Source organism: Chelatococcus reniformis, assembly GCF_014640075.1.
Lineage (GTDB): Bacteria > Pseudomonadota > Alphaproteobacteria > Rhizobiales > Beijerinckiaceae > Camelimonas > Camelimonas reniformis.
The window spans coordinates 136,227-159,530 of the sequence record NZ_BMGG01000003.1 but is presented as its reverse complement, the minus strand read 5'-3'; the positions used below and the strand labels follow the sequence as shown (position 1 = coordinate 159,530).

Below are 23,304 nucleotides of genomic sequence, written 5' to 3'. Positions count from 1 at the left end.
CATTCCGAGAGGATATTCAACTCCCTCTCCGAGGTGACGATGTGTCCCGCCAAGCGCAGCCACAAGGGCGCGGAGGAGCGCATTCGGCGGGGTTCGCTCCCGCCGCCGCGGCGCCGGCCGCGAGAGGCTTCTCCGCTATGGGTTGACGCCCTCCTCAAGCCCGGCTTTGATCGCCGCGGCAAGGCGTGACCTGGGCGCGGGGCGACCAGCGACAAAATTCGCCATGATTCATGGGCAATTAACCTACTTCAGCCCTAATGAAAGCTCGAGCGAGGCTCCTGCCACAGGCAACTGGCATGCGAGACGCTCCGGCTTCGGGCCATGGCCAAAGGGCTAAGTGCGCGGGGGTCGAGCAGCGGGGAGCGTGGGGCAGGAAGCGGACAATATGTTGCTATTCCGAAAGCGCAACCAATGACTTACGCTGTCGGTGCAGATTACGACTACGAGTTTATCCAGCTCCGCAGCCGGCGCCGGCAGCGGAGTCTCGTCCTTCCGTGTTTCCTCGGCGGCGTCGCCCTCGGCTGCGCCGGCCTCGCCGGCGCCTGGCAGTTCGGGCTCCTTCCCGATCTGACACCCAAGGCCATCATCGCATCGGCGATGACCATGCCGCTACGAATCGGGACGCCGTCTCAAGCTCCGGTACCGCCGCCTGCAAAGGCCGCCGCGACCACCTCGCCCATCGACGCGGCACCCGTCCCGAGCAACGAAACGCCGCCGGCCGCCAAAGGTTCCAATCCCGCGGCAGCAGCACCTGCCCAGGATCAGCGCGCGCGCGCATCGCTTGCGCCGCCCAGTGAGGGTGCGGCCCCCGACCGCGTCGCCATGGCCTACGCGGCGGCGGCGCGCGTGATGACGAAGGGTGACCCCAACAGTCCGTTGTTCGACACGGGCTTTTCGCTGGGCATTGCACCGGCCGCACTCGGCCAGAGCACGCCGCTGGCCTCGACCTTCAGGCCGGTCGCGCCGTTTGCCGTTGCCACCGCCCCGGCCGACGCTGGTCCCGAGGTGGCGGAGTCGCGGCCCGGGCTCGCCGACAGCGCTCCGCTGCCGGTTCCGCGCCCGCGCGGCCTTGGCGGGCCGGAGGTCGCCGCGACGCCGGTGCTGCCGACGGAACAGCGAACGGTCCATCGGCGCCTGCCGCGGCGCTCACAGGTCGCCATCGCGCCCGCCGCCCCGGCGCCCGAGAGCCGCAATCTCTTCCAGCGCCTGTTCGGCTTTGGCCAGCAGCAAGAGCAGCAGGCCCGCGGGCCACAACTCGCCTACGCGGCGCCAAACGACGGCGGGATCGGCGCTTCCAGCCCGATGAGCAAGCTCATCCCGGACACGCCGCGCTCGGCCGGCGGTGGCACCGCCATCTACGACATTGCGGCGAAGACAGTGTACATGCCCAATGGCGAGCGGCTCGAGGCGCACTCAGGCCTGGGCGAGAAGATGGACGATCCTCGCCACGTCCACGTCCGCATGAAGGGGGCAACCCCGCCCCATACCTACGATTTGACTCTGCGCGAGTCGCTGTTCCACGGCGTGCAGGCGATCCGGCTCACGCCCGTCGGCGGCGCCGGCGCCATCTACGGCCGCGCCGGCCTGCTGGCGCACAGCTACATGCTGGGCCCGAACGGCCAGTCCAACGGCTGCGTGTCGTTCCGCGACTACAACAAGTTCCTGCAGGCTTACCACCGCGGCGAGGTCCGGCGCCTGGTGGTGGTGGCTCGTTCGAACTAGTGGCGCAGCGCGGAGAGCGTGGCCATTTGGGCCCTGGCGACGGGTTTGGGTCTTCAAAGTCGATGGATGGTCGGGTCAAGCCCGACCATGTCGTTGAGAATAAATGGCTTCCGTCGCCGCCCCGTCATGGTCGGGCTTGGCCCGACCATCCATCCGTTCAACGCGTCTGGGTCGGGCCGCTCGTGCGCTTCTTGATCGGGTGGAACCACCCGATCAAGGAGAAGCGCTCCAGATTCAAAGACTTGGAGCATTTCTAACCGATCAGATGACTCCATCTGATCGGGAAATGCCCTGGTGGGGCGGCGGCTTCAGCCGCGGCCAGCACGGAGGCTGGGCCCGCCTCAGTCCGAGATCACCGGGCCGAAGAGCTGCCAGCGCTCGCCGTCGAAGCGGATGAGCTGCAGCTGCCGCAGCGGCGAATAGTTCGTCGGCGAGGTGTTGACGGTGATGCCGGGTAGGATGAGGGCCGGCGCGTAACGGGTGAGCGTCGTCGCCTGGCGCAGCACGTTCTCGCGCGACAGGTCGTCGCCGCAGCGCCGCAGCGCCTCCGTCATGACCTGAGCCGCGACATAGCCATAGGCGGTGCTGCCGTTGTTGGCATCGCCGTCGGGATAGTAACGGGCCATGAAGGCGCGGAAGGCGGCGACGTCGGCATCATCCTTCCAGGCGGGGTCGGTGACGTCCTTGATGGAGGTCGAGGAGATGACGCCCTTGGCGTTATCGAGGCCGGCCGGGACCAGCACGGAGGCGACGCTCGCCTGTGGATTGCCGACGAAGAACAGCGGCTTCCAGCCGATCTCGGCCACCTTGCGGATCGTTTGCGAGCCGGCGCGCGGCGTGCCCAGCGACACCAGCACGTCCGCCCCGGAGGCCTTCAGCGTCAGGATCTGGGAGTCGATCACCGGATCGGTCGGCTCATAGGAGGCCTTGGCGACGATCATGGCGGCGGCCTTCGCCCCGAGGCCATGCTCCAGGCCCTTGATCTGATCGCGGCCTGAATCGTCGTTCTGGTAGATGATGGCGACCTTGGCCTCGGGCCGCGCCTCCAGGATGTATTTGCCGTAGACCTCGGTCTCCGTCTCGTAGGTGGGGTTGAAGCCGACCGTCCACGGAAAATGCTTGGGGTCGCTGAAGCGGGAGGCGCCGCTGCCGACGAAGAGCTGCGGCACCTTCTTCACGTTCATGTATTTCTGAATGGCGGCGTTGGACGGCGTACCGAGCGGCTGGAAGATGGCCAGCACGTCGTCGCTCTCCACCAGCCGGCGCGCCTGTTCGATGGCCTTGGGCGGGCTGTAGCCGTCGTCGTAGGAGATGAAGTTGACCTTGCGGCCGTTGATGCCGCCCCGGTCGTTGACCATGGCGAAATAAGCCGCCTCGGTCTTGCCGATGATGCTGTAGCTGGAGGCAGGCCCGCTGTAGGGCATCAGATTGCCGAGGCGAATCTCGCCCGCCGCGATGCCCGCATTGTCGGCGGCTGCGGCTGGCAGCATGGACGCGCCGATCAGGCCAAGCACCAGCCACAGGCGTCGTAGGATCGTCGTCACATTCGCTCTCCCATCGCGGCACTAAAGATGCGCGATGAGGAAACGATCGGAGGCGGCAAGATCAAGTCGTTGCGGCAGATATCATATACTTGATCTGGATCAATATTAGCATAGCGACTGGGCACGCGACGGCTCCCGCCGGGCATGCTCAACCTCGTCGCCGTTGTCGAAGTGTGTTGAAGGCCTAACCTGGAAGGCTGCTCATGAACGCTTTGACCGCCGCGTTGAACGCGTCCGGCTCTTCCGCGTTGATGGAATGGCCACCCTCGATGTCGACGACCTTCAGCCCGGGCAGAGCGGTCGCCGCCTGCCGGCGCAGCGGCTGGAAGCCTTTCTCCCAGGTGCCGTTGACGAGCAGCGTCGGCACGCACGTCTCGCCGAGCCGTGGCATGACGGACAACTCGCCGGACGTGATGCGCACCGAGCGCTCGATGCCGGCGGGCGAGATACGGGCCGCATCGGCGACCAGTTCATCGCGTACGGCCGGCGCGAACCGCTTGGCGCGGCGGGGGTGAGCTTTCATCGCTTCGATGGCGGCCATGCCGTCCCGGCGGATCGCCTCGGCGCGGAGGCGGCGATCCTCGGCACGGCCAAGGGCGTCCGGGGCCGACAACGCCGACATGGAGTTGGTGAAAATCTGGCCGGCGAGACGTTGGGAATGGGCGAGCGCATACTGGAGCGTGAGGCCAGCCCCGAAGGACTGGCCGCAGACCAGCCACCGCTCGGCGCCCAGCGTCGTGCGCACGGTCTCGAAGATCTCGATGTAACCGCCGATCGAATAGATGTCGCCTTCGTCTGGGACGGGGGAGCGGCCGTGCCCCCAGAGCTCGAGCAGGACGGGGCGGCAGACCTCCTGGAGCCCGGCGAGGTTGGAACGCCATTGGGCGCGGCTGGAGAGGAAGCCGTGCACCAGGAGCAGGTAAGGGCCTTGCCCCTCGTGCACCTCCACGTGGGGCATGACGCGGTCCGGCCAGCGGAGCGGACGTTCCGCCTGCGTCGGTGCTTCGGTCCTGCTGCTCGCCGCTGCGTCCATGCGTCCTCCTCAGGCGAGCGTCACCAGCTCGCCGATTGTCTCCGTGGCCCCGAGCGCCGCGATGCGGGCGCGCAGCCGCTCGCTGCGGCCCTCGCCGACCGCCGCGCCGGCGAGGCTGCGGAACTTCGCCGTCAGCCGTTCACCTTGCCGTCCGAGGTCGGTGTCGGCAACACTCACGTCGACCTGGCCGACATGCACCGTCCCGCTGCGCATGGCGATGCGGGCCTCGGCGACGGCGCGTGGCGGCAGGTCGCCGTGCACGGTGATGCGCTCGCGCAGCGCCACCAGCGCCGGGTCGCGGGCGCATCGGTCGCTATAGGTGCCAATCGCCGCGGTGTCGTCGCCACGCGCCGCCAGCGCCGCTGTGTGGCGCAGGCTGAACTTCACCTCCAGTCCGGTCATGGGGGAGGGGATGTTGCAGACGCCGAGGTGGGCCGCGGGCACGTGCAGGTCGATGGCGGCGATGTCCTCGGCCGCGAAGCTGTGTGCGCGGCGGATGTCGTTCACGGCCTCGATGGTCGAATGGGTGAGGAAGCAGGCGGCGTGGAACTTGAACAAGGTGCCGACGACGCGCTCGCCCGGTGGCGCGATCTCGATCCCCTCGCCGGGTCCGTCGCTCTGGGTCGCGACGAAGCCCTGGGCGACGTCGAGTAGCGCGGGGTGAGCCGTGAAGCCGCGGGCCGCGAGACGGGCGGCCAGGACCCCGTTGGAGGCGGCCTTGCCCGCATGCAGGGGCTTGGCCATGGTGCCGAACATGCTCTTCAGACCGGCCGCCTGGGTGCCGGCGAGGCCGAGCGCGGTTGCCATCTGCGCCTCGTCGAGACCGAGCAGCAGACCGGCCGCCGCCGCCGCGCCGAAGCTGCCGACGGTGCCGGTGGAATGGAAGCCGCGGTCGTAGTGGGATGGCATCACCAGGGTGCCCACGGCCGCGGCGGCCTCGTAGCCGGCGACGAAGGCGCGCAGCAATTCGGCCCCGCTCCGGCCCTGCGCTTCGGCGACCGCGAGCGCCGCCGGCAGCACCGCGACGGTGGGGTGGCCGACCAGCGGATGCACGTCGTCGTAGTCGAGCGCGTGGGAGGTCGCGCCGTTGACTAGTGCGGCGTCCGCCGGCGCGCAGCGGATGGAGGTGCCGACGATGGTAGCCGCGCCCGCCGAGCCCGGCGTCACCTCGTCCCGCAGCAGACGGGCGACCGGCTCCTCCAAGCCGGCGAGCGTCACGGCGAACCAGTCGAGGATGCATTGGCGCGCGACCGTCAGCGCGGCGGCCGGCAATTCGGCATCGCGATAGGACAGGACGTGGCGGGCGAGCCGCCGGGTATATTGGCTCGACGGATGTGCCGACATGGTCCCGGGTTCTCCCTTGTGGATGGATGGCCGGGCTTGACCAGGCCATCCATTACTTGTGAATACATAGATCTAGAACATGAATTCACCGCCGTTCACGTGGATGACCTGACCGGTGACGTATTTGCCGCTGTCGCCCGCCAGGTAGAGGCAGGCCTCGGCGATGTCGTCGACGTCGCCGGCGTGCTTGATCGCCAGCCGGGCCATGACGTGCTCGAGGTTCACGTGGGCGTACTGGCTGCGGTCGCGCACCGTGTCGATGGCGCCGGGCGCCACCGTGTTGCTGGTGACGCCGTGGATGCCGTATTCGCGGGCGATGGCCTTGGTGAGGCCGTGCATGCCGGCCTTGGCGGTGACGTTGTGGGCGCGCTGGTCCATGTGGCCGGTGAAGCCGTCGTAGCCCGAGATGTTGATGATGCGGCCGAAGCCGCGCTCGCGCATCCTCGGCAGCACGTAATGCGCCATGTAGAAGACCGAACTCAGATTGTGATTGATGGTATCGCGCCAGTCGTCGATGGTGATGTCCTCGAAGCTCTGGCGCAGGCGGCGCCCGACGTTGCTGACGGCGATGTCGACCGTGCCGAACGCGGCCTCCGTCTCGGCCACCAAGCGCTTCACCTGGTCCGGATCGGACACGTCGGTCATGACGCCGATGGCGCGGCCGCCGGCCGCGGTGATCTCGCCCACGACGGCGTCGACCTTGCCCTTGTCGGAGTGACCGTTGACGACGACAGAGGCCCCCTCGCGCGCGAACAGACGAGCGATGGCGCGGCCGATGTTCTGGCCTGAACCGGTGACGATGGCGGTGCGGCCCGCGAGCCGTCCTTCGGACATGATGCGTTCCTCGTGATCGCTCAGCTGCGGGCGGGGCGGACCGGCTTGCCGAGCAGCCGGTCGGAGATGATGCGTTGCTGGATCTCGGAGGTGCCCTCGAAGATCTTGGTGAGGCGCGCATCGCGCCAGAAGCGCTCGACCGGATGCAGCGTGGTGTAGCCGGCGCCGCCGAGGATCTGGAGTGCCTCGCTGGTGACGCGTTCGGCCATCTCGGAAGCGAAATACTTCACCATCGAGGTCTGCACCGTCGCCGGCCGGCCCGCGTCGATCTCGTGGCAGGTGTGATACATGAGCTGGCGCGCCGCCTCGATCTCGGTCGCCATGGTGGCGATCTTGAAGCGGATGGCCTGGAAGTTGGCGATCGGCTCGCCGAACTGCACGCGCTCCTGCGCATAGCCGATGGCGTGGTCGAGGGCGGCCTGGGCCAGGCCGATCGAGCGGGCGGCGGTGTGGGCGCGGGCCACCTCGAGGCCGGCGGCGGTGGCCTGGAAGGCGCGCCCGTCGCTCTCGCGCGGATCGACGGCCGCGCGCACGCCGTCGAAGTGGAGCTCCCAGGTCTTCCAGCCGAAGTAGCCGATCTTGGGGATGGGTGAGCCGGTGACGCCCTCGGGCAACTCGCCCCTGGGCTTCTCGACCACGACGCTGACCGTGCGGGCGCGGCCCGAGGCGGGCAGGGGCTCGTCGATGCGGCACAGCACGCGGATGAAGTCGGCGCCGTCGGCGAAGGTGCACCAGTATTTGTTGCCGGTGATCACCCATTCGTCGCCGTCGCGGCGCGCACGGCAGGCGACGCTGGAGAGATCCGAGCCGGTCTGCGGCTCCGACAAGGCGGCGGCGCCGAGATAACGCCCCTTCGCCATGGCCGCGATCTTGGCGCGGCGCTCCTCCGGCGGTCCGCCGACCGCGTGATAGAAGCTGTTGCCGCGGGCGATGATGCTCGCCACGCTCATCCAGCCGCGGGCCAGCTCCTCCGCCACCAGGCAATATTCGAACGCGCCGAGCCCCAGCCCGCCGAGTTCCTCCGGGATGAGGATGCCGAAGAAGCCGAGGTCGCCCATGCGCTCCACCAGCTCGCGCGGGATGTCACCCTTTTCGGGGTCGAGCCGGTTGGCGACGGGCAGCACCTCCTCGCGCGTGAAGGTGCGGGCGAGGTCACGCATCATCACCCGTTCGTCGGTGAGGTAGCCGGGATTGGAGCTGGGCGTCTGGTCGGTCATGAGGGCTTGTCCTTGGCGCACGGCCGCCGCAGATGGCGGCCCAGGGCGGTGATGATGGTGTCGCGCGCGTGGGCGATGCGCTCGGAGGGGCCGCCGACGCCGATGGCCATGGCGGGCCCCTCGCCCTCGGTGGGCGCCAGCATGGCGATGACGTTGGCGCCGGCCGTCATGCGGCCCAGGCTCTCGGCATAGCCGCGGGCGCGGACGAGGCGGATCTCGGCCATGAACTCGCTCTCGCGCACCCGCTGGCTTTCGGCCACGTCCGCATTGTTGCGGCGCACGATGGCGCGGATCTCGGCGTCCGGCTTGGCGCTCAGCAGCACTTGGCCGATGGCCGCGAGCGTCATCGGCCGCACGGTGCCGACGGCGACGGCGAGCTGCACCGCGTAGCTCGCTCCCAGGATGTGAACGTAGCGCATGGAGGCGCCGTGCTGCATGCCGAGCATCACGGTCTCGCCGGTGTCGCGGTGGATCGCCTCCATGAGATCGGTGAGGGCGGCGTGCGCGTCGTCCACCACCTTGATCCAGCTGCCGAGCAGCGTCACCCGGTAGGTTGGCACGAAGCGGCGCGTCGCCGGCCGATAATCGAGGTAGTTCAGCGAGACCAGGCTCTTGAGCAGCATCGACGCGCTCGATTGCGGCAGCCCCAGCGCCGCCGCAATCTCGCCCACGGTGGCGGGCTGCTGACGGGCGCTGAAGAACTCGAGCACCTCGAGCGTGCGGGCCGCCGACTTGATCGCCGGGCCGGCCAAAGGCTCATTCGCCCTGGGCATGCTACATCCCGATCAGATCGGCGCGCCGGATGGTGTTGTTGAGGATGCGGATGGAGGCGGCGTCTACCATATTGCCGCCGACGTTCACGGAGCCCACGCCTTCCGCGGTGGCCTTGGCGTAGGCCTCCGCCATCTCGCGGGCGCGGGCGACATCCGGGGCCTTGGGCGAGAAGGTCTCGATGGCGGGCTCGATCTGGGCCGGGTGGATCGCCCATTTGCCGACGAAGCCCAGCGCCAGCGCGCGCTTTGCTTCGCGCCGGTAGCCCGCATCGTCCTTGAAGTTGCCGAACGGCCCGTCGACCGGATCGACCCGAGCTGCCCGCGCCGCCATGCAGATGCGGAAGCGCGGGTAGTGCCAGATGTCGCCGGGGTAGCCGGCGTCGCCGCCGATCTCGCGCATGTCGATCTGCTGGGAGGCGGAATAGTCGCCCATGCCGAAGATGATGCATTCGACCCGGGGCGAGGCCTTGGCGATCTCCTCCACGCAGGCCAGCGCCTCCACCTCCTCGATCAGGATCTCGATGCCGATGCGCTTGGTGAGCTTCAGCTTGGTCTCCAGCTGGTTGAGCAGGAGGTCGACGAAGTGCACGTCCGACGGCCGCAGGGGCTTGGGGAGCATGATGGTGTCGAGGTTCTCACGGGCGCCCTCGACCACGGTGATGATGTCCTCGTGGCACCACTCTGAGCCGACGTCGTTGATGCGCACGCAGCGCGTCTTGCGCCCCCAGTCGAGCCCGTTCAGCGCCTCGACGATGGTGTGGCGGGCGCCGGGCTTGGCGGACGGCGCCACCGCATCTTCCAGGTCGCAGAAGACGTGGTCGGCGGCCGATTGCGCCGCCTTGGCCAGCATCTTCTCGCTGCTGCCGGGGACGGCGAGCTGGGAACGGCGCAGGCGCATGGGCTGAGAGGTCATGGGTCGATCCTGAGGGGTTACTTGATGATGCCGGCCTGCCGCCACGCGGCGAGGTCGCTTGCCGCGAAGCCCGCCTGGCGCAGCACCGTGTCCGTGTGCTCGCCCTGGCCTGGGCCGCGGTGGACGACGCGGCCCGGCGTCGCCGTCAGCTTGATGGGGATGCCGGCGATCTGCATCGTCTCCGGGATGCCGGGGCAGTCGATGTCCGCCAGCATGGCGCGTGCGGCGAAGTGCGGGTCGTGCCCGATCTCGTCCATGTCGTAGACGGGACCGAAGGGCACGCGCCCGCCCAGCCGCGCGGTGAGCTCGGCCTTGGTGAAGCGCGCCGTGCGGGCGCCGACCGCCTCGACGACGCGGCGTCGGTTGTCGCGGCGGCCGGCGAGGGTGGCGAGGCCGGCATCGTCGAGCAGGTCGGCGGCGTCCAGCTGCCGGCACAGCTCATGGAAGAAGTGGTCGCTCGGGCAGGCGATGGCGACATGCCCGTCCGAGGCCGGGAAGATGCCAAACGGGGCGATGAAGGGATGATGGTTGCCCTCCGGCTCGGCCACGACCTTGCTGAACGAGCGCTGGTGCACGATGCGCTCGCTGACGCCCAGGATGGCGTCGAGCATGGCGACGTCGACGAACTGGCCCTCGCCGGTGGCGCGCGCCCGCAGCACCGCCGCGAGGATGCCGACGGCGAGATAGAGCGCCGGCACCGTGTCGCCGACGCCGGGACCGACCTTGACCGGATGATCCGCATCGGCGCCGGTCACCCCCATCATGCCGCCCATGGCCTGCGCCACCACGTCGTAGGCGGGCCAGTCGGCGTAGGGGCTGGCGCCGGTGCGGCGGTCGCCGAAGCCGCGAATGACGGCATAGACCAGGCGCGGGTTGCGCTCGCGCAGCCGCTCGTAGGAGAGGCCGAGCTTGTCCATGACGCCGGCCCGGAAGTTCTCGACCACCACCTCGAAGCGCGGCACCAGGTCGAGGACGATCTGGCGCCCGGCTTCCTGCTTGAGGTCGATGACGATGCTCTTCTTGTTGCGGTTGATGCTGTGGAAATAGCCGGACTGGCGGTGCGCCGTGTCGGCGGCGTGGAACGGCCCCGAGAGCCGCGCCATGTCGCCGCTTTCGGGCGGCTCCAGCTTGATGACCTCGGCGCCGTGGTCGGCGAGGATCTGGGTGCAGAACGGCCCGGCGAGGGCCTGGGTGAGGTCGAGCACCCTCAGCCCCTGCAGGGCGCCGAAGGGCTCGTCCATCCCGCTCACCGGTCGCCCCAATGGCTGCGCCGCTTCAGCAGCACGCGCCGGTCGCCCTGGAAGATCTGCTCGTCGCGCTGATTGACGCCGTAGTGGCGGAAGGTTACCTCGCCGGCATCCTCGCGATCCGCGTCCTTCACCTCCAGCACCTCGGAATAGGCGTAGAGCGTGTCGCCGTGAAACACCGGCTGCATGAGACGGATGTTGTCGAGGCCGAGCTCGGCCAGCGCATTCTCGCAGGTGTCCTGGCTGGCGAGGCCCATGATCAGCGAGAAGTTGACCCCGCCGTAGGAAATGCGCTGCTTGAAGGCCGATGCCTTCATGGCGTCCTCGTTGAAGTGGCCTTGCGCGGTGTTCATCACCAGGTTGGTGATCAGCACGTTCTCCAGCGGCTCCATGGTCTTGCCGCGGGCGTGGCGGATCACCAGGCCGACGCTGAAATCCTCGAAATAATTGTTGCGGCCGGTGAGGGCGGAAAGCTTCGTCGTCATGCGGATCGACCCTCCGGGTGCCGGCGCCGCACCAGGTTGGAGCGCTCGAAATCGATGACGCGGCGGCCGTCCTGGTTGAGGCCTTCGGTGTGCCAGGTGACGATGCCGCTCGACGGATTGCTCTGGGACAGGCGGCACGCCACGGTGGTGCTGCGCGATGTGATCGTGTCGCCGGGATAGACCGGCTCGTGGTAGGTGAGCTTGCCGACGCCGACGAAGGGACCGCCAATCTCGCTGCAATCCTCCACGCTCAAGCCCAGCACGGTATTGAAGACGAAGAGCGGATTGACAACGATGTCGGGATGACCGTGCGCCTTGGCGAACGCGCGGTTAGAGTAAATCGGGTTGAAGCTAAGCGTCAGAGTGGTGAAGAGAACGGTATCGCTCTCCAATATCGTCCGACCCCAATGGTGATTCATCACCTGTCCGACGCTGAAATCCTCATAGAGATGACCCTTTGGCCAAAGAACTGCTTTTGATCTGAAGTCGTCTGCCATGCCGTGCTCGCGCGTTTCCTGGGCGCCAAGTTCGATCCGCGCGACCGCCAGCGCAAGCCCGGGGCAGGCCGTGCGAGCTACAAATCACACATGTGATAACCCGGCGGACGCCCGCCGGGGAAAGGCTCCGCCGAATTGCCGCCGTGCCGTGCCATGACGGGTGTGGCGGCGCGCCGGCGAGGGGCGATGGAGCAAAGGGCCCGGTCAACGGGTTCTCGACTCGAGCCTGGGAGGACAACCGTGCCGACATTTCTGTGCAGGGCTTGCGGCGTCCAGTATGCCGAAAGCGATACGCCGCCCGTCCGTTGCATGATCTGCGACGACGAACGGCAGTTCGTGCCGATGGGCGGCCAGGCGTGGGTGACGCCGGAGCACCTGGCGGTCGACCACTTCAACGCCTTCCGCAAGGTCGCGCCGGGGCTCTACGGCGTCTGGACCATGCCGCAGGTCGGCATCGGCCAGCGGGCGTTCCTGGTCACCACGCCGGCGGGCAACATGCTGTGGGACTGCATCAGCTTCCTCGACGCGGCGACCTGCGACGTCGTCCATGCGCTCGGCGGCCTCAAGGCCGTGGCGATCTCCCATCCCCACTTCTACGGCGCCATGGCCACGTGGGGACGCGCGTTCGACTGCCCTGTGCTGCTGCACGAGGCCGACCGGCGGTGGGTCGTCGACGCCGATCCGCACCTTGACTTCTGGAGCGGGGACACGCGCGCGGTGCTGCCCGGCCTGACGCTGCACCGGATCGGCGGTCACTTCCCCGGCAACACCGTGCTGCACTGGGGCGAGCGGCGGATGCTGCTGACCGGCGACACGGTGCTCGTGACCTGGGACCGCCGGCATGTCGCCTTCATGTGGTCCTATCCCAACTACGTGCCGCTGCCGGCGGCCGAGGCGGAGCGCATCGGCGCGCGCCTCGGAGCGCTCGACTTCGACGCCCTCTATTCCGCCTTCTGGGACCGCGGCGCCATCGCGAGCGGAGCCCGCGCGGTCATCGAACGCTCGGTGCGCCGTCACGTCGACGGGCCGGGCGCGGCGATGGATGTCACTCCGGCCGACGACGGGGTATGACGGCGCCGCACGCAGTGTCGCGGCCAACAGCGGCTACCAGGTGGAGTCCCTCGTGCCGGAGCTGGTGCTCATCGGCTCGAACGGGGGGCCGACGGCCTACGGCATCGATCGCCATCGGGGCGGGCTCGCCTTCGTGTCGATCCCCTTCCACCCGATGCAGCGCGGGGAGGTCAGGGTTCTGGGCCGCAGCTTCGCTGCATTTCTCGCCTCCCTGGGCGTCGGCGAAGGCTGGTGAGGCGGAGCCCTCGCCCTTCAAAGTCTTCAGCACGCGGGGAGATCCAGGGGAAGCGGACGTTTCGGTTGGCCCGATCGGGTCGGCTTGACGTATACCCAAACCATACCAAGCGGATCGCGCGCCATCGCTCAAGCAGCCGGCCGCGCCGCGCCGACGGCATCGCCGGGGTCCTCGACGATGGCAGGGATGCCCGGTGAGAGCCTCCCGAGGCTTTGCGAAAGGACAAGACATGACGCTGTCGAGCGACGAAGACTTGACGGATCTGAAGCAGATCGGGCGCATCGTCGCCAACACGCTGGAGGTGATGGGCAAGGCGATCGAGCCCGGCATGACCACGCTCGAACTCGATCAGATCGGGCGGGAATTCATGGAAGCCGCGGGGGCTCGTTCGGCGCCGGAGATGGTCTACGCCTTTCCCGGCGCGACCTGCATCAGCGTCAACGAAGAGATCGCGCACGGCATCCCGGGTGACCGCAGGATCAGGCCGGGTGACCTGGTCAATATCGACGTCTCCGCGGAGAGGGAGGGCTACTTCGCCGACACCGGGGCCTCGTTCGCCGTGCCGCCCGTGACCCGCGCGGTCGAGCAGCTTTGCAGGGACGGGCGCCGGGCGATGTGGACAGGATTGCGTCAGGTCGGTGCCGGCCGGCCGATATCGGGCATTGGCCGGGCCGTGGGCGCATTCGCGCGAAAGAATGGCTACACGCTGGTGCGCAATCTCGCCAGCCATGGAGTGGGCTTGTCGCTGCACGAGGAACCGACTGAGATCGCGACGTGGCCCGATGCCTCCGAGCGCCGGATCATGGGAGACGGGCTGGTGTTTACCGTCGAGCCCTTCCTGTCCCTCGGCGCCGAGTTCGCCGAGGATGGCGACGACCCCTGGACCCTTTACAGCCAGCCGAGAGCCCTCACGGTCCAATACGAGCACACCGTCGTTGCCACGCGCAACGGACCGCTGATCGTCACCATGCCGGGACAATAGGAACGCAAGCGGCCGGGGCCTGCCGAGGCAGACAACGCCCGAGAGGGGGCGCCTGGGTCCGCGCTGCGCCCTGGAGCGCCGCCCGCGAGCCGTTAGAGCATTTCCGCGTTTCTTCGAAACGCCGAAGTGCTCTATCTGTTTGATTCATCGCGTTTTCTTCACGCGAACCGGCGTCCACTTCGCTCGAAAGCGCTCTAGGCCCGATCCGTTCGTCGGAAACGCGCCAGGGACGCACGACTTCCAGACCACGCGCGCTCCGCTGGCGGCGCACTGCATTTGAGATGCAATCCGCAAGCAACGCGCCGGCTTCGAGCCCGGTCATCCGCCGCGCCCGTCACGCCAACACGCGGCGTCGATCCGGCGCGTCACACCGACGGCGTCCAAGAAATCTACGTCGTGGCTGGTGAGCAGCAGCGCGCCGTCGTAGCCGGCGAGCGCTGCCTCCACGGCTTCGATCGCGCTGAGGTCGAGGTGGTTGGTGGGCTCGTCGAGGATGACGAGCTGGGGCGGGGCCGGGCCCATCAGGACGCAGGCGAGCGCCGCGCGTAGGCGCTCGCCGCCCGAGAGGGCGCCGGCGTGCTTGAGCGCGGCGGTGTTGCGGAAGAGGAAGCGCGCCAGCGCCGCGTGTGCCGCGTTGTCGTCCGCCGCCGGGTTGAGGCGGCGGAAGTTGTCGAGGAGGGTCAGCTCGTCGGCGAGGATGGCCGCGTGCTGGTCGAGCAGGACGGTGCGCACGCCGCGCCGGATGCAGCCGGCCGTGGGCGCCAGCTCGCCCGCCGCCAGTCGGATCAGCGTGCTCTTGCCGGCGCCGTTGGGGCCGGTCAGCGCCACGCGCTCGGGCCCGACCAGCGACAGGTCGCACGCGCGGAGCAGGGCCGGGCTGTCCGGCCAGGCGAAGCCCACCTCTTCGAACGTCAGCACCTGCCGGCCGGCGGCAAGGCCGGATGGCGGCAGTGCGAAGGCCAGGCGGCGCACACGCTCCACCCGGGCGCGTGCGTCCTCCAGATCGCGTTGCGCGGCCTCGCGCTGGCGCTCGGCCAGCCGGTCCTGCCGGGCGCCGGTCGTCTGGGCCTTGTCGGCCTTCGCGTCGAGCAGGATCTTGGGTGCGCCGCCCTTGGCCCGGGCTCGCCGCCCAGCGGCGTCGCTCCGATCCTGACGCTGGCGGGCGGCCTGAACGTTGCGCTCAACCTCGGCGGCCCGGCGCTCGGCCGCTGTCAGCCCGCGCGCGGCCGCTGCCTGCTCCTCGGCCCGGCGCTCCGCATAGACGTCCCAGTTGCCGCCATAGAGCCGGGCGCCGAGGTCGGACAGCTCGACGATCCGGTCCATCCGCCGCAGCAAAGCCCGGTCATGGCTGACGACGAGCGCGCCGGCCTCCCACTCCTCGAGCAGATCGACCACGGCGGCCCGCGCCGCGCGATCGAGATTGTTGGTGGGCTCGTCCAGCAGGATCAGATCGGGCTCGGCCACGATGAGGGCGGCGAGCGAGGCGCGCGTGATCTGGCCGCCGCTCAAGGCCGCGGCCGGCCGATGGAGCGCCAGGCCCGGTAGGCCGACGCGGTCCAGCGCCATGTCGATCCGTTGCGGCAGCGACCAGTCGGCGGCGTCGAGATCGTCCGCATGCGCGCAGCCGTTCGTGATGCGCGCGAGCCGCTCCAGGTCGTCCTCGGCGCCGATCAGCCGCGCGATGGTCGCGCCCGGCGGCGGCCGCATGGACTGGCGGAGGATGGCGACGCGGCCGGCGACGTGCACCGAGCCCGCGGCGGGCGCGGTCTCACCCAGGATGACGTCGAGCAGCGTCGACTTGCCGACGCCGTTGCGGCCGACGAGCCCGACCCGCTCGTGGCCGAGCGCCAGGGACAGGTTTTCGACGAGGAGGTGACCGTCAGGGGTGCGGAGCGCGACGGAGTCCAAGGTGAGGAGAGCTGACATGAGGCGCCGGAACGGGGAGGGCGAACGGGGCGAGAGGCAGGTCGTTCGCGCGGCGCTTCATGGGATCCTCCCGAAATCGGAGGGGCGCTTATAAGCGCCGGAGCGGCGTCGGTCGAGTCACGGAGCCGAGCGGTCCGGCGCGCGCAGCACCTTATCGAGATAAGCCCCCAGGCCCGCATCCCGCCATGAGCGGCCGCGCCAGCCGATATGGCCGTCCGGCCGGACGAGGAACGCGCCGGCCTCGCCATAGAACGCCAGGAAGGCGCCGTCGGGGTCATGCAGGACGACGAGGCCCGGCCGCTGCGCCGGTCCGAGCGGCCCGATGGCGACGACCCGCACTGCCGGGACGGAGCGGGCGCGAAGCGTCGCCGTGAAGGCGGCGAGCTCCGCCACGGCCGCGTCCGCATCATCTGCGGCGAGTTGCACGAGCAGCACGTGTCCGGTGCCTCGGAGGATATCGAACAGGCGGAGCGGGAAGCCCAGCCCGTCGCGCGTCAGGCCCGTCACGTCGGGCGCGCGATCGCCGGCGTTCGGCCCCACTGCTCCGGCCGCATCGTCCTGCACGAAAGGCGTGCCCCGGTAGGAGACGAGGACCTGCGCATCGACGAGGCGGCTGTCGGGGGCGCCGCCGCCCTGCTCGCGGCCGTAGCTCACGCTGGCCGCCTCGGTGCGCGCCACCACCTCGGCGCCGACCGGCAGGCGCTCGGCCTCGTAGCTGTCGAGAAGCGCCTCGGGCGCTGCGTCGGTGGCGGCGAGCGCCAGTTTCCAGGCCAGGTTGTAGGCATCCTGGATGCCGGTGTTCATGCCCTGGCCGCCGGTGGGCGGGTGGATGTGGGCGGCGTCACCGGCGATGAAGACGCGGCCTTGGCGGTAATGGGCCGCAAGCCGCATGCTGATGCGGAAGATCGAGGACCAGCGCAGATCCGACAGACGGGGACGCTCGGGCAGCAGCGCGTCGGCCACCACCTGGAGGGCGGCGAGGTCGGGCCCCTCGAGCTCGGCCTGGATGCCGTGGTCGGTGCCGCCAGCCGAAGCCAATGCGGGCGGTGCCATCATGGAGACGCGGTAGCGGCCGGCCTCGGGCAGGGGGATGGCGATGAACATGTCGGGCGGCGCGCCCTCGTTGAGGCGCAGCGCCCGCAGCGCCATGCCGTAGGGCAGGCCCCAGTCGATGTGGACGTCGCCAAGCATGAACGGCCAGGGGAAGGCGTCGCCCTCGAAGGCGATGCCGAGGGCCTTGCGCACGGCGCTGTGGGCACCGTCGCAGCCCACCACGTAGCGGAAGCGGGCTTCCTCGATGCTGCCGTCGGCACGGGCCAACGAGACCGTTGCCGCCGCTCCATCCTGCCTCAGGGACGCCAGCTCGACGCCGCGCTCGACGGTGAGACCAAAGCCGGCCAGATGCTGGGTCAGCACCCGTTCGGTCGTGTATTGCGGCAGGCCGAGCTGCGCGTAGGGCAGGCCGAGGGGCGGGGCGGCGGCATCGTGCGGCGGCTGGCCCGCGATGACGGAGCGCTGGCCGGTGAGCCACAGGCCCGCGTCGATCATGGTGCGGGCGATACCCATGTCGTCCCACACTTCCAGCGTGCGGGGCGTTACCCCGATGGCACGGCAATAGGGCAGAGGCTCCGGCGCGCGGTCGATGATGCGGCAGCGCGCGCCGTGCCGCGCGAGCTCGCAGGCCATGGTGAGGCCGACCGGGCCCGCCCCGACCACCAGGATGTCAGTCATGGACCCCGTCCTTCACGTATTCCCCGCACCGCGACGATCTTGGCCGCGCTCGGAATGCAGCTCCGGTGCCTGAGTTGCCGCAGCGCTCTTGTGCCAGGAAAGCGGCGGACGGCGCAATGTAGCCGCAATGGTGGTGCGTTAGCGGTCGTCCGCACAGCAAAGGATTTGTCCGCTTGCGCGTCCTTCTGGTCGAAGACGAGCCCGAGATGGCTGCCGCGCTCCGCGCCGCGTTGCATCGGCACGACATCGTGCTCGACCATGTCGCGACGCTGGCCGAGGCCGAAGAAGCGCTGGCCGGCCCGCTGCACGATGCCGTTCTGCTCGACAGGCAACTGCCCGACGGTGATGGCTTGGCCCTGCTGGCCCGGCTGCGCGGACAGGAGGGCGCTGCGCGCACGCCGGTGATCGTGCTGACCGCCCGTGGCGACACGCCGGATCGGGTCGCGGGGCTCGACGCGGGTGCCGACGACTACGTCGCCAAGCCGTTCGCGGTGGAGGAGCTGCTGGCCCGGCTGCGGGCGGTGCTGCGCCGACCGGGCGCCGTGGCGGCGCGCGTCCTCCGGGTCGGGCGGCTATCGTTTGATCAGGATAATCGCGAGGCGAGTGTCGATGGCCGGCGCCTGGACCTGCCGCGGCGCGAACTCCTGGTGCTGGAGACGCTGGCGCGGCGCGCCGGCCGCACCGTCATGCGTTCGGCGCTGGAGGATGCTGTCTACGGCTTTGCCGACGAGGTGCAATCGAACGCGCTCGACGCGCATGTCTCGCGGCTGCGGCGCAAGCTGGCGGACGCGGAGGCCGCCGTCGAGATCCACGGCATCCGCGGCGTCGGCTACCTGATGCGCGCTGCATGAGGGACGACGCGGCCTGCTCCCTTAAGTGGCACCTGGTCTCACGGCTAATCATGCTGCAGGCCGCGATCCTCGTCGCCTTCATGGCGACGGTCCTCGCCGCCCTATGGGCCTGCGGCTATCTCGTCCATCTGGAGTCGGAAGATGCGGTCATCGCCGCGGTCGGTCGGGCCGCGGCTCGGGACGAGGAGGGAAGGCTCGTGCTCCGGCCTACGCCGGAGCTGACCGCACTGCGAGGCGATGTGCCGGGCCTGTGGTTCGTGGTTCGCGACCGCGCGGGGCGGTCGGTCAGCGAGGGTGCCGTGCCCTCGGCCTTCACCCACATCGGCGCGGCGCTCGACGACGTGAGCCAGGCGCGGCTGGGCTCGAACCTCGGTGAAGTGCCGCGGCCGAGCGGGCGGCTGAAGTGGATCAGCACCGCCGGCGCGGGCGAGGTCCAGGTGTTGACCGGGCCGGGCGGCGCCGTCCGGCTCGGGCAGATCGGCTGGGCAGCGCTCGTGATCTTCGTCACCGTCATCCTGCCCACGCTGGCGCTGATGACGGCGGCGACCGTGATCGCCACACCCATGGTGGTGCGGCGGGCATTCGGCGGCCTGGACAAGGTGGCGGCCGGCGCGGCACGCATCGATGCCGACGAGCGTGGGGCGCGCCTGCCGCTGGAGGATGTGCCGGCCGAGGTGATCACGCTGGTGAACGCGGTCAACGACGCGCTGGGCCGCCTCGACGAGGGCTACGAGCGCCGTCAGCGCTTCCTCGTCGATGCAGCGCACGAGTTGCGCACGCCCATCGCCATCCTCAGCACCCGCCTCGAGGCCCTGCCGGAAGGCCCTGAACGGACGCGACTGCTGACCGATGTCGCCCGGCTGTCGACCTTGGCCGACCAGTTGCTCGACCTCCAGCGGGTGGCGCCACACCCAACCCATTTCGCTGCCGTCGATCTGGTCGAGCTCGGCCGGCAGGTCGCCGCCGACCTCGCGCCGCTCGCCATCGCCGCGGGCTTCGACATCTCGTTCGAGGCTGAAGCAGCGCCGACCCGCGTGCGCGGCGACCGGCTTGCGCTCGAGCGGGTGCTGACCAATCTGGTGCAGAACGCTATCGAGCATGCCGGCCGTCGCGGCATGATCACGGTGCGTGTGGCGGGCAACGGCGTCATGGAGGTCGCGGATGAGGGGACCGGGATCCCCGAGCCGGACCGGGCCCGCATCTTCGAGCCGTTCCAGCGGCTCAAGGCGCGCCATCGCGGTGCCGGGCTCGGACTGCATCTCGTCCGGGAGATCGTGCGGCTGCATCGGGGTTCGATCGACGTCCTCGACGGCGTGAACGGCGGGGCTCGCTTCAGGATCACACTGCCGGTGAACGCCGCATAACCCTCCGGCGGCCGGACGCAATGCTCGTGCAATCCGGCCGATGCAGATATGGAAGCACGCCGTGACCCACTGCGCGCCGTCCGCTGCCGACGGTGGCCGCGGTCGCCGCAATGCAAGGAACCTCGCCTCGATATGGCTCACAGCATCACGCCCGACTCGTTCAATTTCCTTCGCGCCTGGACCAGCAATCCGCTCCGCATCGGAGCCATCGCGCCGTCCGGCTCCGCCCTCGCCGATCTGATGACGCGTGGCGTCGGCCCCCAGACGGGACCGGTGCTGGAGCTCGGCGCCGGCACCGGCGTCTTTACGCGGGCGCTGCTCGGCCGAGGCGTGCGCGAGGATGAGCTGACGCTGATCGAGTACGGCTCGGATTTCGCCAGGCTGTTGCAGCAGCGTTTCCCGGCCGCCCGGGTGCTATGGATGGACGCCAGCCGCCTCGCCCAGCATCGGCTCTACGACGGCGCGCCCGTCGGCGCCGTGGTCAGCGGCCTGCCGCTGCTCAACATGAGCCTGCGCCACATCGTCGGCATCATGAGCACGGCCTTCGGCTACATCAGGCCGCGCGGCGCCTTCTATCAGTTCACCTACGGCCCCCGCTGCCCTGTGCCGCGCCCGGTGCTCGACCGCCTCGGCCTCAAGGCCACGTTCGTCGGCCGCGCCATGCTGAACATCCCGCCGGCAGCCGTCTACCGCATCACCGCCCGCGGTCCGCTCGGCGGCTCGCCGTTGACGCCCCTTGCCCAGAACGCCGAGGGGCGAGGCGAGGAATCCGGCAAGCGATGAAACGGGCGTGATGAGCGCCGCACCGGATCAAGCTGGCCGGCCGGTGGCGACACGGGCAATGCCCGACCTCAACCGCCGAGGATCGCGGAGGGATGGTATCCGCTCGGGCATGGTGCTTGAGGCTGGCCGCGATATCGTTGAGCCGCGGCGCCTGGGTGGAGACACACATCCGTGACGGGGGGAGGGCCAAGCCGCTGCGCTGTGCCTGCGTCTTGGAACGTAGCGCCACGATCACCTCCTTAGCGACTATTTGCGCGGCCCGAGCCGAAAAGCCGAGGCCGGCGAACTCGGATGGCCCGATCTTGATGGCGCGCGTCAGCCCGCCGCCAGCAGAACCCGCTCCATGATGCCGCTCGCGATCTCCCAACGGCTGGAGATCGGCGACTCCGTTCAAGCGCCGCACGCGAGGCGCGGTCGGGCATTTGATGCTCAACGAATTTCAATTTCGTAGAACATCGCTTATGCTCAACGAAAATGGGACTCGTTGAGCACGTCATTGGTCACGCATCATTCGCCCATCGCACATGCCGCTTATCACGATCTCCTGGCGTCCCTGCGCGATGAGGTCGCAGCGGAAATCCGCGGGACGCCGACGCGGATCGAGCGCCGTGGGCGCGTCTATTGGTACGACACCTATCGCGTCGGATCCGACGTCAAGAAAACCTATATCGGCGACGACGGCGAGGCCCTGCGGGCGCGGATGCGGCGGATCGAAACACTTCGCGAAGGCCGTGACAGCAGGCGGCGAAACCGGTCTCGCCTGATCCGGTTGTTGCGCGCTGAAGGGTTTCTCGGCATTGATGCTGCCACCGCCGGCCTCCTCAATGCCATGGCCTCGGCAGGCGTGTTCCGACTCGGAGGAACTGTCGTCGGGACGCATGCTTTCCGGCTCTACGAAGGAGAGCTAGGCGTTCGCTTCGCCTTCGATCAGACGGCCCAGACCGGCGACATCGACATCGCAAGCTTCGAACGCCTCTCGATTGCGCTCGATGAGACTGTTTCCAGACCCCTCGCGGCGGTTCTCGAGGATTTTTCCTTCGAACCAGCTCCGTCCTTCGATCGCAACAAGACTTGGCGATGGAAGCAGGCCCGCAATGAAACGTTCGTCGAGTTCCTGACGCCCTCCTTCACCGCGGCTGAGGAGCTTCGACCTCTCCCTGCGCTGGGCGTGTATGCTCAATCGCTCCACTATCTGAACTACCTCCTCGCCGAGCCGATCTATGCCGCTGTAACCTATCGCGATGGTGTCCTTGTGCAGATCCCTCGACCCGAACGGTTCGCCATCCACAAGCTCATCGTGGCCGATCGGCGCCTGGAAGGACGCGATCGCCTCAAAGCGGTGAAGGACCGGCTGCAAGCCGAATTCCTGGTCAATGTCCTATGGACCGATCGGCCTGACGATCTTCGCGACGCGTTGGAGGACGCGCTATCCAGAGGGAAACGCTGGCGCGAACGGATCACCGCTTCGATCGAGAGGCTGCCCGGACTTCAGGCAACGATCGGTACGCATCTGTAAAGCACGATGGAGGCATCGACGTCACCGTGTCTGAGGGCGGGCAGCTCGCCCGGTGGCTCGCACGCCCTCACCAACGACGTCGGACTGCGCGGGACGGGCGGGCGCGACGCGCCATGAGGGTCCCCGATCCTTCGGCGCGATGCACCTTGGTGGCAGCGAGCACGGGCGGCGAGGCGTGGCACGTCATCCGGATCGGCCGCTTACAAGACGGCCATTCCGCCGTCGACGATAAGCTCCGCGCCAGTGATGTAGGCCGCTTCGGGCGAGGCGAGGAAGCAGATGGCTGCGGCGACCTCCTCGGGTCTGCCCACCCGCCCGAGCGGCGCGCGAGCGCCCATGTCGACCTCCGCACCGCTGTCCGATTGCGCCGCGAGTGCCTTCATGGTCGCGTGCAGCGCGCGCGTGTCGATCGCTCCGGGCGTCACCGTATTGACGCGGATGCCCCGCGGCGCTCCACGGATGGCGGCCGCCCGGCCCATGCTGATCACCGCCGCCTTGGCGCTGGCGTAGCCGATGTTCTCACCGGTCGGCCGATGGGCCGCAAGGCTGGCCACGTTGACGACGGCGCCGCCCTGGCCGAGCAGGCGAAAGGCTCGGCTCATCCCAAGGAAGACGCCGGTGCTCGTGGCCCGGAAGGAGGCCTCCCAGCCCTCGTCCGTCATGGTGTCGACAGCCCCGGCCGCCCCGGAATAGAAGCTGGTCACGAGCACGTCGAGCCGGCCATGCGCCGCCGCCGCATGCGCGATGGCGGCGTCCCAATCGCGGGGATCCGCTGCGTCGAGGCGCAGGAACTCGATCGCCCCGCCCTGCGCGGCGACGGCGTCGACGACCATGGCGCCCCGCCGCTCGCTGAGATCGGCGCAGATCACGGTCGCGCCCTCGCCGCCCAACTGACGGCAGACGGCGCCGCCGATCCCGCCCGCGCCGCCGGCCACCAACGCGACCTTGCCGTCGAACCTGCGCCCCATTGCAATTCTCCTTCGATCCAAGTTCAGCCTGGCGATTACTTGGAAAAATAGCGCCAACAGCTTCTCCGGCTCTCCGGCGCCGGCGGTCAATCGGTTGTTCGGATGTCATGTTGGGCGCGCGACCTCACCGTCAGGCGATCCAGCCCCGGCAGACGCCGCGGCGGGCCGCCGTTCATGTTCGTGCATGTCCGCCGGCGCCGGCGTTCCTCCATCGTGGCGGCAAGGCAGCCCCGTGCCGTCAGGCGGGGGGCGGCTCAAACGCCTGATG

Annotated in this window: 21 protein-coding genes; 8 read left to right on the top strand and 13 right to left on the bottom strand. The window is 69.2% G+C overall.

What is annotated here, in order from left to right:
• Positions 1-411 precede the first annotated feature (411 nt).
• The gene (locus tag IEW34_RS08890) at positions 412-1,722 is read left to right on the top strand and encodes a DUF2778 domain-containing protein (RefSeq protein WP_244641884.1); all 1,311 of its coding nucleotides are present in this window, start codon (positions 412-414) and stop codon (positions 1,720-1,722) included.
• 341 nt (positions 1,723-2,063) lie between these two features.
• Here IEW34_RS08890 and IEW34_RS08885 read toward each other — a convergent pair whose 3' ends face one another.
• The 10 genes from IEW34_RS08885 to IEW34_RS08840 form a co-directional block, all read right to left on the bottom strand.
• Positions 2,064-3,212 carry an ABC transporter substrate-binding protein gene (locus IEW34_RS08885; protein ID WP_188609223.1) on the bottom strand — a complete coding sequence of 383 codons (1,149 nt, stop codon included), beginning with the start codon at positions 3,210-3,212 and terminating at the stop codon, positions 2,064-2,066.
• A 238-nt stretch (positions 3,213-3,450) separates the two neighbouring features.
• Complete coding sequence (locus IEW34_RS08880) at positions 3,451-4,299, bottom strand: alpha/beta fold hydrolase (protein WP_188608819.1); 849 nt, start codon at positions 4,297-4,299, stop codon at positions 3,451-3,453.
• 9 nt (positions 4,300-4,308) lie between these two features.
• Positions 4,309-5,643 (bottom strand): MmgE/PrpD family protein, encoded by a 1,335-nt coding sequence (locus IEW34_RS08875; protein WP_188608818.1) that lies wholly within the window; start codon positions 5,641-5,643, stop codon positions 4,309-4,311.
• 72 nt (positions 5,644-5,715) lie between these two features.
• Entirely contained in the window at positions 5,716-6,477 is a 762-nt protein-coding gene (locus IEW34_RS08870) for an SDR family NAD(P)-dependent oxidoreductase (protein ID WP_188608817.1), read from the bottom strand.
• A gap of 20 nt (positions 6,478-6,497) precedes the next feature.
• A complete protein-coding gene (locus IEW34_RS30900) occupies positions 6,498-7,694 on the bottom strand; it encodes an acyl-CoA dehydrogenase family protein (protein ID WP_188608816.1) in 1,197 nt (398 codons plus the stop codon).
• The gene (locus IEW34_RS08860) at positions 7,691-8,467 is read right to left on the bottom strand and encodes an IclR family transcriptional regulator (RefSeq protein WP_188608815.1); all 777 of its coding nucleotides are present in this window, start codon (positions 8,465-8,467) and stop codon (positions 7,691-7,693) included. Before IEW34_RS08860 ends, IEW34_RS30900 begins: the two co-directional genes overlap by 4 nt.
• Position 8,468: 1 nt before the next feature.
• Positions 8,469-9,380 carry an HpcH/HpaI aldolase/citrate lyase family protein gene (locus tag IEW34_RS08855; RefSeq protein ID WP_188608814.1) on the bottom strand — a complete coding sequence of 304 codons (912 nt, stop codon included), beginning with the start codon at positions 9,378-9,380 and terminating at the stop codon, positions 8,469-8,471.
• 17 nt (positions 9,381-9,397) lie between these two features.
• Entirely contained in the window at positions 9,398-10,621 is a 1,224-nt protein-coding gene (locus IEW34_RS08850; protein ID WP_188608813.1) for a CaiB/BaiF CoA transferase family protein, read from the bottom strand.
• A 5-nt stretch (positions 10,622-10,626) separates the two neighbouring features.
• On the bottom strand, positions 10,627-11,112 hold the full coding sequence (locus IEW34_RS08845) for a MaoC family dehydratase (RefSeq protein ID WP_188608812.1): 486 nt from the start codon (positions 11,110-11,112) through the stop codon (positions 10,627-10,629).
• Positions 11,109-11,609: a MaoC family dehydratase gene (locus IEW34_RS08840; protein ID WP_188608811.1), complete on the bottom strand. Its 501-nt coding sequence runs from the start codon at positions 11,607-11,609 to the stop codon at positions 11,109-11,111. The genes IEW34_RS08845 and IEW34_RS08840 overlap by 4 nt, the downstream gene beginning before the upstream one ends.
• A gap of 240 nt (positions 11,610-11,849) precedes the next feature.
• Here IEW34_RS08840 and IEW34_RS08835 point away from each other — a divergent pair, with 240 nt between their 5' ends.
• The 3 genes from IEW34_RS08835 to map all read left to right on the top strand — a co-directional run bounded on the left by IEW34_RS08835 (position 11,850) and on the right by map (position 13,897).
• Complete coding sequence (locus IEW34_RS08835; protein WP_188608810.1) at positions 11,850-12,680, top strand: MBL fold metallo-hydrolase; 831 nt, start codon at positions 11,850-11,852, stop codon at positions 12,678-12,680.
• Entirely contained in the window at positions 12,652-12,915 is a 264-nt protein-coding gene (locus IEW34_RS08830) for a hypothetical protein (protein WP_188608809.1), read from the top strand. The genes IEW34_RS08835 and IEW34_RS08830 overlap by 29 nt, the downstream gene beginning before the upstream one ends.
• A gap of 229 nt (positions 12,916-13,144) precedes the next feature.
• Complete coding sequence (gene map, locus IEW34_RS08825; protein ID WP_188608808.1) at positions 13,145-13,897, top strand: type I methionyl aminopeptidase; 753 nt, start codon at positions 13,145-13,147, stop codon at positions 13,895-13,897.
• 318 nt (positions 13,898-14,215) lie between these two features.
• Here map and IEW34_RS08820 read toward each other — a convergent pair whose 3' ends face one another.
• Together IEW34_RS08820 and IEW34_RS08815 are read right to left on the bottom strand one after the other, a co-directional pair.
• Entirely contained in the window at positions 14,216-15,823 is a 1,608-nt protein-coding gene (locus IEW34_RS08820; RefSeq protein ID WP_188608807.1) for an ABC-F family ATP-binding cassette domain-containing protein, read from the bottom strand.
• A gap of 117 nt (positions 15,824-15,940) precedes the next feature.
• Positions 15,941-17,554, bottom strand: a complete 1,614-nt coding sequence (locus tag IEW34_RS08815; protein ID WP_188608806.1) for an FAD-dependent monooxygenase — start codon at positions 17,552-17,554, stop codon at positions 15,941-15,943.
• Between the two features lie 173 nt (positions 17,555-17,727).
• Here IEW34_RS08815 and IEW34_RS08810 point away from each other — a divergent pair, with 173 nt between their 5' ends.
• From IEW34_RS08810 to IEW34_RS08795, 4 genes are all read left to right on the top strand, one after another.
• A complete protein-coding gene (locus IEW34_RS08810) occupies positions 17,728-18,405 on the top strand; it encodes a response regulator transcription factor (RefSeq protein WP_188608805.1) in 678 nt (225 codons plus the stop codon).
• Positions 18,402-19,769, top strand: coding sequence for a sensor histidine kinase (locus IEW34_RS08805; protein WP_188608804.1), 1,368 nt, complete (start codon positions 18,402-18,404; stop codon positions 19,767-19,769). The genes IEW34_RS08810 and IEW34_RS08805 overlap by 4 nt, the downstream gene beginning before the upstream one ends.
• Before the next feature lie 132 nt (positions 19,770-19,901).
• Positions 19,902-20,552 carry a class I SAM-dependent methyltransferase gene (locus IEW34_RS08800; RefSeq protein ID WP_244641883.1) on the top strand — a complete coding sequence of 217 codons (651 nt, stop codon included), beginning with the start codon at positions 19,902-19,904 and terminating at the stop codon, positions 20,550-20,552.
• A gap of 484 nt (positions 20,553-21,036) precedes the next feature.
• Positions 21,037-22,068, top strand: coding sequence for a nucleotidyltransferase family protein (locus tag IEW34_RS08795; RefSeq protein ID WP_244641882.1), 1,032 nt, complete (start codon positions 21,037-21,039; stop codon positions 22,066-22,068).
• A 200-nt stretch (positions 22,069-22,268) separates the two neighbouring features.
• Here IEW34_RS08795 and IEW34_RS08790 read toward each other — a convergent pair whose 3' ends face one another.
• Entirely contained in the window at positions 22,269-23,036 is a 768-nt protein-coding gene (locus IEW34_RS08790) for an SDR family oxidoreductase (RefSeq protein ID WP_188608803.1), read from the bottom strand.
• Positions 23,037-23,304 lie beyond the last annotated feature (268 nt).

Excerpts from the sequence above, each read along its gene's own strand:
- IEW34_RS08855 (WP_188608814.1), bottom strand. The coding sequence starts at position 9,380 with ATGACCTCTCAGCCCATGCGCCTGCGCCGTTCCCAGCTCGCCGTCCCC.
- IEW34_RS08880 (WP_188608819.1), bottom strand. The coding sequence starts at position 4,299 with ATGGACGCAGCGGCGAGCAGCAGGACCGAAGCACCGACGCAGGCGGAA.
- IEW34_RS30900 (WP_188608816.1), bottom strand. The coding sequence starts at position 7,694 with ATGACCGACCAGACGCCCAGCTCCAATCCCGGCTACCTCACCGACGAA.
- IEW34_RS08845 (WP_188608812.1), bottom strand. The coding sequence starts at position 11,112 with ATGACGACGAAGCTTTCCGCCCTCACCGGCCGCAACAATTATTTCGAG.
- IEW34_RS08860 (WP_188608815.1), bottom strand. The coding sequence starts at position 8,467 with ATGCCCAGGGCGAATGAGCCTTTGGCCGGCCCGGCGATCAAGTCGGCG.
- IEW34_RS08850 (WP_188608813.1), bottom strand. The coding sequence starts at position 10,621 with ATGGACGAGCCCTTCGGCGCCCTGCAGGGGCTGAGGGTGCTCGACCTC.
- IEW34_RS08890 (WP_244641884.1), top strand. The coding sequence starts at position 412 with ATGACTTACGCTGTCGGTGCAGATTACGACTACGAGTTTATCCAGCTC.
- IEW34_RS08840 (WP_188608811.1), bottom strand. The coding sequence starts at position 11,609 with ATGGCAGACGACTTCAGATCAAAAGCAGTTCTTTGGCCAAAGGGTCAT.
- IEW34_RS08885 (WP_188609223.1), bottom strand. The coding sequence starts at position 3,212 with ATGCTGCCAGCCGCAGCCGCCGACAATGCGGGCATCGCGGCGGGCGAG.
- IEW34_RS08870 (WP_188608817.1), bottom strand. The coding sequence starts at position 6,477 with ATGTCCGAAGGACGGCTCGCGGGCCGCACCGCCATCGTCACCGGTTCA.
- IEW34_RS08815 (WP_188608806.1), bottom strand. The coding sequence starts at position 17,554 with ATGACTGACATCCTGGTGGTCGGGGCGGGCCCGGTCGGCCTCACCATG.
- IEW34_RS08875 (WP_188608818.1), bottom strand. The coding sequence starts at position 5,643 with ATGTCGGCACATCCGTCGAGCCAATATACCCGGCGGCTCGCCCGCCAC.
- IEW34_RS08790 (WP_188608803.1), bottom strand. The coding sequence starts at position 23,036 with ATGGGGCGCAGGTTCGACGGCAAGGTCGCGTTGGTGGCCGGCGGCGCG.
- IEW34_RS08800 (WP_244641883.1), top strand. The coding sequence starts at position 19,902 with ATGGCTCACAGCATCACGCCCGACTCGTTCAATTTCCTTCGCGCCTGG.
- map (WP_188608808.1), top strand. The coding sequence starts at position 13,145 with ATGACGCTGTCGAGCGACGAAGACTTGACGGATCTGAAGCAGATCGGG.
- IEW34_RS08820 (WP_188608807.1), bottom strand. The coding sequence starts at position 15,823 with ATGTCAGCTCTCCTCACCTTGGACTCCGTCGCGCTCCGCACCCCTGAC.
- IEW34_RS08830 (WP_188608809.1), top strand. The coding sequence starts at position 12,652 with ATGTCACTCCGGCCGACGACGGGGTATGACGGCGCCGCACGCAGTGTC.
- IEW34_RS08805 (WP_188608804.1), top strand. The coding sequence starts at position 18,402 with ATGAGGGACGACGCGGCCTGCTCCCTTAAGTGGCACCTGGTCTCACGG.